The 14,520-nt window shown below is 60.2% G+C and carries 12 protein-coding genes; 4 read left to right on the top strand and 8 right to left on the bottom strand.

Annotated elements, in window-relative coordinates:
- Window positions 1-40: 40 nt before the first annotated feature.
- From ACIQJ2_RS07000 to cydD, 8 genes are all read right to left on the bottom strand, one after another.
- Complete coding sequence (locus tag ACIQJ2_RS07000) at window positions 41-925, bottom strand: helix-turn-helix domain-containing protein (RefSeq protein WP_400668145.1); 885 nt, start codon at window positions 923-925, stop codon at window positions 41-43.
- A gap of 606 nt (window positions 926-1,531) precedes the next feature.
- Window positions 1,532-1,936 (bottom strand): DUF983 domain-containing protein, encoded by a 405-nt coding sequence (locus ACIQJ2_RS06995; RefSeq protein WP_199144130.1) that lies wholly within the window; start codon window positions 1,934-1,936, stop codon window positions 1,532-1,534.
- A gap of 190 nt (window positions 1,937-2,126) precedes the next feature.
- Entirely contained in the window at window positions 2,127-3,530 is a 1,404-nt protein-coding gene (locus ACIQJ2_RS06990) for a PLP-dependent aminotransferase family protein (protein ID WP_400668142.1), read from the bottom strand.
- 256 nt (window positions 3,531-3,786) lie between these two features.
- On the bottom strand, window positions 3,787-3,912 hold the full coding sequence (cydX, locus tag ACIQJ2_RS06985; RefSeq protein WP_199144134.1) for a cytochrome bd-I oxidase subunit CydX: 126 nt from the start codon (window positions 3,910-3,912) through the stop codon (window positions 3,787-3,789).
- A gap of 18 nt (window positions 3,913-3,930) precedes the next feature.
- Complete coding sequence (gene cydB, locus ACIQJ2_RS06980; RefSeq protein ID WP_400668138.1) at window positions 3,931-5,085, bottom strand: cytochrome d ubiquinol oxidase subunit II; 1,155 nt, start codon at window positions 5,083-5,085, stop codon at window positions 3,931-3,933.
- A gap of 6 nt (window positions 5,086-5,091) precedes the next feature.
- A complete protein-coding gene (locus tag ACIQJ2_RS06975) occupies window positions 5,092-6,693 on the bottom strand; it encodes a cytochrome ubiquinol oxidase subunit I (protein WP_199144138.1) in 1,602 nt (533 codons plus the stop codon).
- Between the two features lie 79 nt (window positions 6,694-6,772).
- Window positions 6,773-8,464, bottom strand: coding sequence for a thiol reductant ABC exporter subunit CydC (gene cydC, locus ACIQJ2_RS06970; RefSeq protein WP_400668135.1), 1,692 nt, complete (start codon window positions 8,462-8,464; stop codon window positions 6,773-6,775).
- A complete protein-coding gene (cydD, locus tag ACIQJ2_RS06965; protein WP_400668701.1) occupies window positions 8,461-10,182 on the bottom strand; it encodes a thiol reductant ABC exporter subunit CydD in 1,722 nt (573 codons plus the stop codon). The genes cydC and cydD overlap by 4 nt, the downstream gene beginning before the upstream one ends.
- An 803-nt stretch (window positions 10,183-10,985) precedes the next feature.
- Between cydD and ACIQJ2_RS06960 the strand changes: the two genes are divergently transcribed.
- From ACIQJ2_RS06960 to ACIQJ2_RS06945, 4 genes are all read left to right on the top strand, one after another.
- Window positions 10,986-11,420 (top strand): universal stress protein, encoded by a 435-nt coding sequence (locus ACIQJ2_RS06960; RefSeq protein WP_400668133.1) that lies wholly within the window; start codon window positions 10,986-10,988, stop codon window positions 11,418-11,420.
- Window positions 11,421-11,514: 94 nt separating this feature from the next.
- Complete coding sequence (locus ACIQJ2_RS06955) at window positions 11,515-12,771, top strand: arsenic transporter (RefSeq protein ID WP_400668130.1); 1,257 nt, start codon at window positions 11,515-11,517, stop codon at window positions 12,769-12,771.
- 57 nt (window positions 12,772-12,828) lie between these two features.
- Entirely contained in the window at window positions 12,829-13,431 is a 603-nt protein-coding gene (locus ACIQJ2_RS06950; RefSeq protein WP_199087525.1) for a TetR/AcrR family transcriptional regulator, read from the top strand.
- 42 nt (window positions 13,432-13,473) lie between these two features.
- On the top strand, window positions 13,474-14,451 hold the full coding sequence (locus tag ACIQJ2_RS06945; protein WP_400668127.1) for a zinc-binding dehydrogenase: 978 nt from the start codon (window positions 13,474-13,476) through the stop codon (window positions 14,449-14,451).
- Window positions 14,452-14,520 lie beyond the last annotated feature (69 nt).

Below are 14,520 nucleotides of genomic sequence, written 5' to 3'. Positions count from 1 at the left end.
CGCTTGTCCTGAATGCTGAGCTCCTCCCGTTCCTCCCTTTTTAGGCGGCCTCCACCGCGCGTGCGTGCTGTGCCAATAGCGATCTGAACCGCGAGGGTGCCATGCCCTTCTGATCCAGAAAACGCCGATTGAAGTTCGAGATATTGTTGAAACCCGCGGCAAAGCAGATGTCGGTGATGGTCATCTCCGTCTTGGTCATCAACAGATGACAGGCGAAGTTGATGCGCAGCCGATTGACATATTGCACCAGCGCCATCCCGGTATGCCGGCGAAAACTGCGCGAAAAAGCGCTCGCGCTCTGGCCCGTCAACGCGGCAAGGTCCCCTTCGCTGAAGGGCTCCGTCAGGTGCGTGTTGATGTAAGCCAGCGCCTGATTGACACCTGCGGACATGAAACCAGACGGATCGGGCTGATAGCCGGCGCCCGCAAGCGTGCGTGTGCCTTCAGCGCGGCTCAGCGCGCTGAGAACGCTCATAAAACGCTCGATGCGGCGAATACCTGTCGCCTCGACAAGCTCACCGAGGATTGGGCCGACAATGGCAGCGGTTTCGGGCGTGAAGAGTGCGCCGCGACGGCTTGTTTCCAGCATGGCCGCGCAGGCGGACAATTCCGGAAAGACCCGGCTTGCTTCCGCCAGGAAGGATTCGGAGAATTGCAGAACGCGGCAACGCAGGGGAAGCGTCACGCCCGCCGGCACATCGCTCACCCAGTTATGCGGCAGGTTGGGGCCGGTCAGGACCAGATTGCCCGGCTCGAATTCACCGATAAAGTCGCCGACGAAATATTGCCCCGTGGTCGCGACAACATGGTGGATCTCGTACTCGGGATGAAAATGCCAACGAACCGTACGGTAGGGATAGCCGTGCTCCCATGCCTTGAAGGACTCGCCGCTGCCGATCGCGACCACTTCCAAATCGGGGTTCATCAGCCAGCCTCCTTTCGTCCGTCCGCGCGCCACCAGGGCTGCGGCGCCTCCTCCCAGAGGCCATGACGTCTTCCATGAGGTCAAATCTACGCCGTGCCGCAACCTGCCGCTACTACGCCTTGTACGCTTAGCCGATACTTTTTTGACAAGAATGGCGGTCTATTTGGTCGAATGTGCAGTGCGAGATAGGCACTGCGATGCCGAAGCGTTGATATCCGGTGCTAAGCGCAAGGAGTTCTGTATAGGGCCGACAAGGACCTACGGCCGGCGTGCCGTCTGTGACGGTCCGCTGTTTTGTTATTTCTTCTTCGCCTGATCGTGATGCCACTTGATGGCGAAGTACATACCCGTGCCTAGCACAAGAACCTTGAACACGATGAAGACTATAGGGAACCAATCCACCATTTTGAATATTTCCAGACTATTACTCGGGGCTATCTATTGTGAGGTGCACCACCTCAAAAACTGCCGCTTCGGCAGCTTCATTTTTTTGTTCAGACCATCGTCGAATCCAACTTCGATCATAAGAGTCGCATCCACAGGGCATAAGTGGTGCCATCATCCGTCTTGCTGCTGCCACCATCAATTCAAGATGCCCTTACAGCATTAGTTTGCCGAGTGCAGCGTCTCGGTTTCCGGCAAGCGGGCGAGCTTGCCCTCCTCGGCCTTGTAGAAATACTGGCTCGCAACCAACCAACCTTTGAGCGGTCGCAACGGTGGAATGCAGGTCGCCAGCATGAACGGCCCCGTCACCAGGAAGTGAACCCAGATCGGCGCGGAAAAGGCGACTTCGAGCCACACACCGAGCAGCACGCTCGGAATGCAGGCGAAGCAAATGACGAAGAAAGCCGGTCCATCGGCAGGGTCGGCAAAGGAATAATCCAGACCGCACGCTTCGCATTGCTTGCGCAAAGTCAGAAATCCATCGAACATGCGCCCTTGACCGCAGCGCGGGCAACGGCAGCGAAGGCCGGTCTGCAACGGGCTTAACGGGGGATATTCGGTATCCATGGCGCTCTCGCTTTCAAAAGAGACCATCGAGCTATACATTCAATGGCCATATTGCTTGCATTCAATATAGATACAATGAAGTAATATGCGAGTCCATCCGCCAGAATGACGCAGCAAATAATGGCAAACGCTGCGATGCCGGAATGCATTCATTATGCATACAATATAGCCAGCACGGAACCACGGCGAATTAGAAAGCGGAGGCGACCATTTCGGGTGGGCCTTCCAGCGCATGCGCCATGAAGTCCAGCGCACCCTTCAGCCTGTCGCGGCCGATGGGACCACCGAGGCAAACCCTTACTGCCTCGGATGCAGGACCGTCGACGGTGAAGGCGTCGCTTGCCACAACCCCCATACCGGAGTTGCGCATGTGATTGGTGAAGGTAGATCGCGTCCAGCCGTTGGTCAGCGGCAACCAGATGTTAAAGCTGATCGGATCGGATCGATAGCTGCCAGATGGAAGTACGCTGGCGACCATGGCCTGGCGTTCCGCGGCCTCTGCACGCATGAAACGCAAAATGGCGTCGGCTGTACCGTCCTCGATCCACCGCGTCGCCAGCGCCATAGTCAGAGGCGACGCCATGACATTGCCGGTCCGCATCGCGCTGACGAACGGCCAAACCGCCTTGCCTTCAGGTACGACAACATAGGCAAGGCGAAGGCCTGCCCCGATACATTTGGCCAAACCGCCAATATGCCATGTCAGGTCCGGCGCTATCGCTGCAATCGGCTGCGGGCCCTGCGCAGGAACGAAGCCGTAGGCATCGTCTTCCACGATGGGAACCTGATAGCGGCGGGCAACCACGGCGATCTCCCGGCGACGCTCCTCCGGAATCGTCAGTGTCAGTGGATTCTGCAGCGTCGGATTGAGGTAAAGCGCCTTCGGGCGCATCTTTTCACAGGCCTCGGCGAAGGCATCCGGCAAAATGCCCTGTTCATCCATCCGGAGGCCGACGAGATTGAGACGCAGTTGAGCCGCGATCGAACGCATGCCGGCATAGGTGATGTCTTCGGAAAACACCACGTCGCCGGGCCTTGCAAGCAGACCGAAAACTGCAAGCAATGTCGGATGCGCTCCCGGCGTGATGAAAATGCGCTCCTGTGGCGGCAGCAGGCCGCGACGGGCGAGCCAGCCGGCGGCCGCCTCCTTGTCCATGCCGGAACCGCCGAAATCCTGATAGCGCAGCAATGAAACGAGATTGGCCGCCACCGCCGACATGCCTTCGCGCATCCGGGCAACTAGGTCGGGATCGGTCGGATCGGGTGGCAGGTTCATCGAAAAATCGACTAAGGATGCCCGCCTTGGATCAGGAGCCATATCAATGGCGAAACTCTTGGCTTCCTGGCCTTGGCCGGCGGTCACGAACGTTCCGCGGCCGACATGCGAGCCGACCAATCCGCGCTTCTGAGCCTCGACATAGCCGCGTGCGACCGTCGTAAAATCGATGCTCAACCGCTTGGCCAGTTCCCGCTGCGGCGGCAACCTGTCGCCCGCCACCAATATGCCGCTACGCAAATCCATCTCGATCAGGTCGGCGATGGCGATGTAACGCGGGTTTGGAGAGCGGCTGAGATCGGGGTGCCAGTTCTTCATGTCAATGCTCCGCGTCGGACTGTCAGGAAGTCGTCCTGACCAGCATTGATGGTATATTGTTGCACGCCGTTCAAGTCATTTAAATCGCCGCATGCGTTCGGGCAAGCGAGTGACCGCATTTTGCCCAAGAGCTGCGGGCTGAAGGATTGACTGCACCAAACTCGGGCATTGATCACGCCTGAATGAGACCTTCGAGCCAAGGCGGCAAACCGGTGAACCCGGCATGCCGCCTTGCAAACAAGATAGGCCGCCGGGATCACTTCCCGTCAGGGCGGCCAGCCTTCTGTTTGGCCCGATCGTCAACAAGCTCATACCACATGGCGTTGAGGACGGCGAAAGCGGCAGCGAGAGGAAAGCCGAGAAGCCAGGCAAAGTACCACATACGAAATCTCCTTCAGGATCAATAGGCGTGACCGCCCTTGTCGTTGACGGTCTTCGCGTCGACCTTGCCCCACAGCACGCGGTAGACCCAGGCGGTGTAAGCCAGGATCATCGGCAGGAAGATGATCGTAACGACAAGCATGATGAACAGTGTCATGTGACTGGACGAAGCGTCCCAAACCGTCAGACTGGATCGTGGATCAAGCGAAGACGGCAAGAGGAAGGGAAACATCGACAAGCCGACGGTCGAAATGATGCCGAAGATCGCGAGCTTGCTGAACAACAGTACCATCACTTCCCGCCGACCGAGCAGCGCAAGCAGGGCCGCCGCCGTGCCGACAAAGCCAAGCACCGGGGCAACGATCATCCACGGATGCGCGCTGTAATTGGTAAGCCAGGCTCCCGGGCTATGCTCGGCGGTCTTGAGCAGCGGGTTGGAAGGTCCGGCCGCGTCGATTGCGCTGGAGATGCGATAGCCGTCTATCCCAATCCAGAGGAACAGGCCCCCCAAGGCAAAAAGGACGATCACCGCCAGCGCAGCAACGCTGCCATATCGGCGGGCACGCTCCGCAACGATCCCGTCGGTCTTGACCTGAAGCCAGGCTGCGCCATGCATGACCAGCATGGCGACCGACAGCAAGCCACAGAGAAGAGCATAAGGGTTCAGGAGCGCAAAGAAGGATCCTTCGTAGTAGATCCGCATGTCCTCGTCGAACCGGAAGGGGACGCCCTGCAGCACGTTACCGACCGCTACACCGAAAATCAGCGAGGGAACGAAACCTCCGATGAACAGAGCCCAGTCCCAGCCGGTCTTCCAGCCGTCGCTATCGCGCTTCGAACGATACTTGAAGGCGACCGGCCTCAGGATCAGCGCGAACAGAATCGCAAACATGGCAAGATAGAAGCCGGAGAAGGATACGGCATAGAGCGGTGGCCAGGCGGCGAAGATGGCGCCGCCGCCAAGGATCAGCCAAACCTGGTTGCCTTCCCAGGTCGGGCCGATCGAGTTGATGGCAATGCGCCGCTCCGTATCCGTCTTTGCAACGAAGGGAAGGAGCGTCCCGACGCCCAGGTCGAAACCATCGGTCACGGCGAAGCCGATCAGCAACACGCCGAGGAGCAGCCACCAGATGATGCGCAGGGTCTCGTAATCGATCAATTCATGCAGGATCATGGCAGGTCACTCCGCAGCCGGAACGAGATTTTCGGAAATCAGCTTGGCCTCCGGCTTGTCATCCGGATCGGGGCCCTTGCGGATCGCCTTGATCATCAGCGTCATCTCGATGACGATGAGGACGGTATAAAGAGCCGCAAAGCCGAGGATTGTCAGCAGCACCGTGCCGGCACCGAGATTGGAGACGGCCGCGGCCGTCGGCAGCACGCCTTCGATGATCCAGGGCTGGCGGCCGAATTCGGCAACCACCCATCCGAGCTCGATCGCGACCCACGGCAGCGGGATCGCAAAAACGGCTATCCGCAGCAGCAGCGGATACTTGTCGAGCTTGCGGCGGGCAGACAGCCAGAAGAAGACCGTCGTCAGCAGGATGAAGAACATGCCGAGCCCGACCATGATGCGGAAGGACCAGAACAGCGTCGGCACATGCGGGATGGTATCCCGCGCTGCCTGTGCGATCTGCTCCTCCGTCGCCTGACGCGGGTCATTGACGTAGCGCTTGAGCAAGAGCGCGTAGCCGAGCTGATGCCCGATATCCTCAAAGGACGAGCGAGCCTCGGCTGTGGCAACATCCTGCGAGGCATCGCCCGCCGCTGCCGGCTTTGCCGCGCGGATCTTCGTCAGCGCGTCATAGGCCTTGATACCCTGGCGGATATTGTCCTTGGCCTCCTGCTCGAGCTTGTCGATACCTGGGATCTCTGTCGTCAGCGATCGCGTGCCGATCAGGCCCATGACCCAGGGAATGTGCACGGCGTAATGGGTCTCGCGTGCCTCCTGGTCCGGGAAGCCGAACGCGGTGAAGGCGGCCGGTGCCGGCTCCGTCTTCCACATGCCTTCGATCGCCGCGAGCTTCATCTTCTGATGCTCCGTCGTCAGATAGCCGCTTTCGTCACCCAGCACGACCACTGAAAGCGCCGAGGCCAGACCGAACGAGGCCGCAACCGTCATCGAGCGCTTTGCCAGTTCGACGCTGCGCCCCTTCAGAAGATACCAGGCCGAAACGCCGAGAACGAAAACGGAAGCACAGACGTAGCCGGCCGAAACGGTGTGGACGAATTTTGCCTGCGCCACCGGATTGAAGACGACGTCGAAGAAACTGACGATCTCCATGCGCATGGTCTGCGGATTGAGCGCCGAACCCGCCGGATTCTGCATCCAGCCGTTGGCGATCAGGATCCACAAGGCCGAGAAGTTCGAACCGAGTGCAACAGCCCAGGTGGCAACGAGATGCCCGACCTTGGATAGTTTGTCCCAGCCGAAGAAGAACAGGCCGACGAAGGTCGCCTCGAGGAAGAAGGCCATCAAGCCTTCGATCGCCAGGGGGGCGCCGAAAATATCGCCGACATAATAGCTGTAATAGCTCCAGTTCATGCCGAACTGGAATTCCATCACGATGCCGGTGGCGACCCCAAGCACGAAGTTGATGCCGAATAGCGTTCCCCAAAACTTCGTCATCTGACGCCAGATCTGCCGGCCGGTCATGACGTAGGTCGTTTCCATGATGGCGAGCAGCACGGACAGGCCGAGTGTCAGCGGCACAAATAAGAAGTGGTACAGCGCCGTCATGGCAAACTGCAGGCGCGACAGCGCCACGATATCGAGTTCCATAGTCTTTCTCCCACCCCCTACGGTGTGTCTGACAGGAATGCAGCGCCATTCGACGCGCCGCAGGCATGTTACTGACCCCTCAGTCCGGCCGAAGCCGGTCGAGAAGCATTTCGAATTCCATGGTGCCGCGGACTGCGCTTGCGGCGATGCGACCGCCATCCAGCAGTGCGATCCGGTCGGCCAAAGCGGCTTCCCGGCGGATATGCGTCGCAATGACGAGGCTGCGTCCAGCGGCGACCGAAGCGAGCCCATCGAGCACCGCCCCGGCCGTCCTCCCATCGAGGCCTTCCGTCGGCTCATCGAGCAGCCAGAGCGGCGTGTCGCGCAATAGGAGCCTTGCAAGGGCCAGCCGGCGCAATTGGCCGCCGGACAGGCCGGCGCCTCCTTCGCCAAGCCGTGTGGAAAGACCGTGCGGCAAGGCTTCGACGTCCGCCAGTAGCCCTGCTGCCGCGAGTGCCTTGCGCAATTGATTGTCATCCGCATCCGGCGCCGCCAGTTGCAGGTTGCCGCGCACCGTGTCCTGAAACAGTTCGCTGCGCTGCGTCAGCGTTGCGGAAGGCAGGCACGCAGCCGATCCGCCGCTTGCCACGATCTCGCCGGCAAGCAGCGCCAGCAGCGTCGATTTACCGACACCGCTCGGGCCGATCACGGCCAGCCGTTCTCCAACAGCCAACGACAAGGAAAGGTCTTGCAGCACCGGCCGTGCCTTTTCCTCATGCCCCGCAAGGACGCTCGTAAGTTGAAAGGCGTAGCCGGCGGCCGGTCTTGCCATAGTTTGCGCTGCTGCCTCAGCTTTGAGCCGAGGCGAGATGCGCCTGACTGCGAGCAACGTCCGTCCAAGTTCGAGAACTCCGCGGCGCATCGCCGCGAAAGGCTCGGTGGCAGCGAAGGCGACGAGCAACGCCAAGGCTGCCGCAGGCGCTCCGATCACCCCCTGTTTGGCGAGCAAGGCGACCGTCAACAGGGTGGCGGTCAGCAGCAATGTGGAAGCAAGCGAGAAGCCGGCAGCGACAACACTGTCTATCCGGTTAAGGGCATCGTCCGCTTTCGCAAGACGCTTGTCGGCTTCGGCAACGGCGATCCGCTGAGCCTGCAATTGCCCGACCATTGCCAGCTCCGTTTGGCCAGCGACGAGATCGATGCTCCGGGCTCGCAGCGCTTCCATCGCATGTGCGCGTCGGCGTCCCGGCTTCAACGCCATACGTCCACCGACAAAAGAAAGGCCGAGACAGACGATGACGAGCCACAGCCCGGCAAGGGCGCCCAGTGCCGGATCGATGAAACAGAGCGCGATCGTCACCGCACAAGCGGCAAGTATGGCGACAACGGCCGGAACCAATATGCGCAAATAGAGCGAATCGAGCGCATCGACATCGTTCGTCAGCCGAAACAGCAGCTTTGCCGGGCGGCGGATCATCCGGGCGGCGGCGGCGGGCTCCGCCCAGCCGCGAAATAGCCGTTCGCGCAGTGCCGCAAGCACCTTCAGCGTTGCGTCATGCGTGACGAGCCGCTCGCCGTAACGCGACGCCGTTCGACCGATTGCAAGCAGGCGAATGCCCGCAGACGGCATAAAGACGTCAAAGACCATGGCGCTCGAAACCGTCAGGCCGGCAAAGGCCGAAGCCGTGATGAACCAGCCGGAGAGACCGAGCAAACCGCCACCGGCGAGCATGGCCAAGGTGGAAAGGCCTGCACCCAATGCAAGGCTCGCACCGCGCTCGCTCCAGAATAGTTTGACGACAGGCAAAAGCGTCTTGATGGCGCCCTTCATGCTGCAACCCCTTGCGATTGCGCATCCAGGCGGACGATCCGGCCGAGACGCCCGGCCAGTACCGGATCATGCGTCGCCACGATCAAAATACGCCCTTTGGCGAGTGCGAGCAGTGCATCCGTGACGGCAGAGGCCGTCTCCGCGTCGAGATGCGCGGTCGGTTCATCGGCAAGAATGATATCCGCATTCTCATCGACCATCATGCGCGCCAGCGCAAGCCGCAGCGCTTCACCACCGGAGAGACCGAGGCCACCTTCCCCGACCGTCGCCACGCGCTGCGGCGTGAAGACCTTATCGAGTGCGACACCGTCAAGTGCGTGCGCAACCGCCGGACCGTCGATGCCCTTGCGCCCGAGCGCCACGTTGCGCATGACGCTTCCGGCAAAAACATGCGGCGCTTGACCGATCCACGCCATGCGGCGGCGCAGGCTATCGGCATTATAGTCACGCAACGGTATGCCGGCGATGCGCACCACGCCGGCCTCCGACCGTGCCAGTCCCGCCATCAGGGACAGGATCGTGGTCTTGCCGGAGCCGCTGGCGCCCCAGAGCGCGACATGCTCTCCGGGAGCAATCGACAGATCGAGGTGATCGATAACGGCTTTGCGCCCAGCCGCGTGGCGAAAGACCAGCCCTTCGATCTCGATCGATGCCGGGCCAACGGACAAGACAGGCTTCGCATCGCTGCCGCCAAGAATGGTTTGCTGCGACGACGCGAGTGCCTTCAACGCCGCAAGCGCCGCTTCGCCACCCGCACGATCATGCCAGACGGCAGACAATTCGCGCAGCGGCTCAAAGAAGGCCGGAGCGAGCAGGAGAATGACAAGCCCTTGGCTGAGCGTCAACCGGCCTTCCCAGGTGCCGATATCGATCGACCCCAACAGGCTGAAACCGACATAGACTGCGGTAGCGGCCACACCGAGCGCAGCGAAGAATTCGAGTACGGCGGAAGACAGAAAGGCGATCTTCAGCACGGCCATGGTGCGAATCCGCAAGGAGTCCGCATCCGCCCGTAGCCGCATGGCCGTCACATCGACGGCATCGAGCGCGCGGATGGTTGCAAGGCCACGGAGCCGGTCGAGCAGAAAGGCATTGATACCGCCCGTCTCGGCAAGCTGTTTCTCGCTGGCTGCCTTGGCGCGCCATCCGATCAACGCCATGAAGATCGGAATCAGCGGTGCGCAGAAAGTCAGGATGAGCGCTGCGACCCACGAAATGGGCAGAATGCACATCAGCATGACCAGAGGCACGACCGTTGCTTTCATCCGGGCAGGTCGAAAGCGCGCAAGATAGGGAACGACTGCCTCGGCCTGCTCGCCCAAGACACTCGCCGCCAGACCGGATGCAGGTCGACCACTATCGAGAGGCGAGCGCCCAGCAAGCACGGCTGTCGCAGCCGCCCGATGGATGCTCAGTTCGCGCCGGGCAGCGCGAAAGGCCAACCGACCGCCTGCCGCATCCAGAAACGCCCGCAGGATACCGAGGCCCACGACAAGCAAGGCAGGGTTTGTCACCTCGGCAACGCCGCCACCCTGGCTGATCGCGCCCACGCCGATCGCCAGCATCGCGGCCTGGCCGATCCACAATAGCGAGGAAAGACAGAGAATAGCCGGCGCAAGACTTGCGGCAGCGCCGCGACCAGCGGACTGATGAGACGTAATCTGAAGAGCATCCGTGCCCTCCGAGGTGCTCGTTCCGAGAACCTCCCGTCTCTCCATTATCCCGTCGCTGGCGGAGGAAGCACTCACTTTGGCCCATCCTTTCCCGTTTGTGTCACCAAGGAAGGGCCGCCGATGGAACAGGAGCGAATGAACTGCAGGGCAGATACATCCATCCTTCGTCGAACCCAGAACACGCTTGCGGCAATCGACTATATCGGAGCGCTAATATGACCGGCTTTTCGCCGCTTGTCAGCGACAAGAATAGCACAATCCGTCTCGCCGAATAGTTGATCTATCAGCAAGCTGTTCGCGAAATGATCTATGCGTATTGTGCACTGCGCAAAAGCACACAGGATGTCGCAGGCCTTGTTTGAGACTATGGCAGATTGACGCAGAACAAGCTGATCCCACTCCAACATGCTGATTTAGCTCGTTTAAGACGTAGATTTAGCAGTTCGCTAGACGGCCAAGTCATTTTTGCGACGCAGCATTCTTCTGGCGACGATCGATCTCAGTGTTCTCCATCTGTGAATTCCTCAAGCGTCTCAAGTTGCCGTTTCCTCGGGTCTCGATGGAAAGTGAGATCGATGACCGTTCCGACCATGATCAAAGCCGACCGCACGATTGGGATCGCCGAATCGCTTGCCCAGGGTCATAATCGTCATGACGACAACCTGTGCTGAAAAGCGTATCCGGGTAAGCATTGGATGCCTCGCGCACGTCATGCCAAAAACAAGGCTTGACTGACGACCGCATTGTCGATGCTCTGCGCAGACATAGGCTTTCTCGGCGAATGCGAGCTGAGATCGATGACAGAAGACGTGAACTGTTCGTGCAAAGAGGCGTGTAAGGGGATTGGAATGTATGACAGGGTTATTTGTGCGATTGGACTGGGCTCGCGCGAGCGGGCCGAGCATTTGCTGCGCACATCTAACGCACTCCTCACGCCCGGCGGCGAACTGACGGTGGTGCACATCATCGAACGCTTTCCGTCGGCACGTGAAAACCCGGATGAGAGAGCCGTTTCCGCCATCGGCGAGGCGGAAGAAAAGCTCAGCGTGCTCTGCAGGCGTCTTGGCATCAACGCCCAGATTGATGTGCGTACCGGCACGGCGTCGAAGATGCTCCTTCTCGTTGCCAAAGAGAAAAGAGCCGATCTGCTGGTGCTTGCAACACATGCTTCGGATATTTTCGACCGAATTTTCGGCTCGACGACGGAGTATGTCATCCAGCACGCTGAATGCTCGGTCCTCGTCGATCGTGCCGAGAGGACGCCTCTCTCTCGCCGCAGCTAAGCAAGACCGTGCGTGCCATGCCGCCAATGATCGCTTGCCTTGTAGGTCGGGGATGCTAGATAACCGCGTGCAACCCGTATCCAAGATCATCTGAATGACCGAATCCGCCATCACTTGGGGCATCGCCGGACTAACCGCCCTGGGCGTTGTCGCACGCCCGTTCCGCTGGCCTGAGGCGGTCTGGGCCGTTCTTGGCGCGGCTCTTCTCCTTGCTTTCCGGTTGATCGGCCCCACCGACGTATGGGCTGGCGTCTCCAAGGGGTTCGACGTCTATCTGTTCCTCATCGGCATGATGCTCCTGTCGGAGCTAGCGCGCCGCGAGGGATTGTTCGATTGGGTAGCGGCGATAGCCACGTCGCACGCCAAAGGCTCGCCTCGACGACTGTTTTTACTCGTCTATATCGTCGGCGTGGTGGTGACCGTGTTTCTGTCGAATGACGCGACCGCAGTGGTTCTGACACCGGCCGTTTATGCTGCGTGCCGGGCGGCGCGGGTCAGGGATCCAATGCCCTACCTGCTGGTCTGCGCTTTCATCGCCAATGCCGCCAGTTTCGTCTTGCCGATTTCCAACCCGGCCAATCTGGTGATTTTTGCCGGCGGTGAAATGCCGCCCCTCTCCCGCTGGATGGCGACGTTCCTGCTCCCGTCGATCGTCTCGATCGTCGTGACCTTCGCTTGTCTGTACTGGACGCAGAGACATGCGCTTGCAGAAGACAGCATCGCCCGCAATGTCGAGGAGCCAGCTCTTTCACACAGTGCCAAATTAGCCGGATGGGGGCTTCTGGTGACGGCGGTCATCCTGATCGCCGCATCGGCCATGCACGCGGATTTGGGTATCCCAACCTTCGCAGCCGGTGTCGTCACCACCATTATTGTCCTCGCCCTGACGCGCCAGAGCCCCGTCGAGACTATGAGTGGCATTAGCTGGAGCGTATTGCCTCTCGTCGCTGGCCTGTTCGTCATCGTTGAAGCGGTCAACCACACCGGCCTGACCGCTCTTATGTCCGGACAGCTGGCATCGCTTGCGGCCACGTCGCAAACGCAGGCGGTCGGAGCAGCGGGGCTTTCGGTCGCGATCGTTTCCAACCTCGTCAACAATTTGCCGGCTGGTCTCTTCGCGGGCAGCGCCGTGCAGGCGGCGCATGTTCCGGATGCCATTGCCGGGGCCGTTCTCATCGGTGTCGATCTTGGCCCTAACCTCTCCGTCACCGGGTCGCTCGCCACCATCCTATGGCTCGCCGCGCTTCGTCGGGAAGGTCTGCATATGGGTGCATGGGCTTTCCTCAAGCTCGGTATGGTCGTGATGTTTCCTGCCCTGATCCTATCGCTGGCGGCCCTTTCGTTGATATGAATGTAAACAACGTCCGCCTTGTAGACGACCGGTCGATTATTTGTTATCGCACTGGCCATGGCGACCAGAAAGAAATCTGATCTGACACGCAACCATATCCTTGAGATCGGGCGAGAGCTCGTATTGCGCAAAGGTTTTGGAGGCGTTGGGCTTAAGGAACTGCTCGAACAGAGTGCCGTTCCGAAAGGATCTTTCTATTATTATTTTGCCTCCAAGGAGGCGTTCGGCTGCGCCCTGCTCAAGGAATATTGTGCCGACTACGCGCAGCGCCTCGATACGCTTTTCGGCTGGAAAGGAAACGGGCGTCAGCGGTTGATGCACTATTGGAACGCATGGCTTGCCGACGGCAATGCCGGTAGCCTTGCCGACCGTTGCCTTGTCGTGAAGCTTGCAGCCGAAATCTCCGATCTTTCCGAAAGCATGCGCGTGATCCTGCTCGGCGGTGTCGACGACCTTCTCCGACGCATTGCCACCACGCTGACGGAGGGGCGTGATGACGGTTCCATCTCGCCATCATGCGTGCCGGAGAAGATGGCCCGTTCGCTCTATAGCCTATGGCTTGGCGCGGCAATCCTCGCCAAACTTGGAAAAGACAAAACACCGCTCGATCAAGCCATGTTTGCGACCGAGCAAGCCCTTTCCGCCCCCGGCAGCCTTTGAGCAAAGCCAGGACAAGCACATCAAACATGCAAGGAAACCATAATGCGTAGCGCCATTCACGAAGTCTTCGGCGACCCGGCTGCAGTTCTTCGTCTTGCCGAGATGCCTTTGCCGCAACCAGTCGCCGGACAGGTGCGCATCCGCACCATTCTGTCGCCAATCCACAACCACGACCTTTGGACGGTACGGGGCGCCTATGGCTACAAGCCGGTCCTGCCCGCAATCGGCGGAAGCGAGGCGGTGGGCATCGTCGATGCGGTTGGCACGGGCGTCGATAGTGCATTCATCGGAAAGCGCGTTGTCGCAGCCGGCGTTCACGGCACCTGGGCCGAGCAATTCATCGCGCCGGCGGCAAGCCTCGTTCCTGTGCCCGACGTCATCACCGACGAAGCTGCCGCACAGCTCATCGCCATGCCGTTCAGCGCCATTGCACTTCTGGAGTTCCTCAACGTCCAGAAGGGTGAGTGGATCATCCAGAACGCAGCGAACGGAGCCGTCGGCAAGACGCTCGCCATGCTGGCGCATAGCCGCGGTGTGCATGCGATCAACCTCGTCCGCCGCGACGCCGGAATAGAGGAACTGGCAGCATTCGGCGTGGAAAACGCCGTGTCGACAGCCACTCCGGATTGGAAAACGAAGGTCCGCGCCATGGTTGGCGACGCCCCTATCCGGGCAGCCGTCGATTCCGTTGGAGGCGTTGCGAGCAACGATCTTGCCGACCTTCTGGGCGAAAACGGCCTGCTTGTGTCTTTCGGCACGGCGGCCGGAAAGCCAATGCAGATCGCGTCTGGCTCAGTCATCTTCAAGCAGCTCACCATCAAGGGCTTCTGGGGCAGCAAGATCAGCGCGGCCATGACCACCGAGGAGAGGACGCGGCTGATCGGCGAACTGATCACGCGCGTCGCGGCCGGAGAGGTCAAGCTGCCGGTGGAAGCGGCCTATGACATGACGGAAATCGCACAGGCGGTGAAGTCGTCGCTGACACCCGGCAAGGCAGGCAAGGTTCTCCTGAAACCATAATCGACCCAATACGATACGCGCCCATTTGAATGGTCATCGGTACTTCGAGCGCCGGGGCGCGTATCCTTA

The organism is Rhizobium sp. NPDC092011, assembly GCF_044756305.1.
GTDB lineage: Bacteria > Pseudomonadota > Alphaproteobacteria > Rhizobiales > Rhizobiaceae > Rhizobium.
The sequence above is the reverse complement of the archived record's forward strand: the minus strand, read 5'-3'. Positions and strand labels throughout refer to the sequence as shown.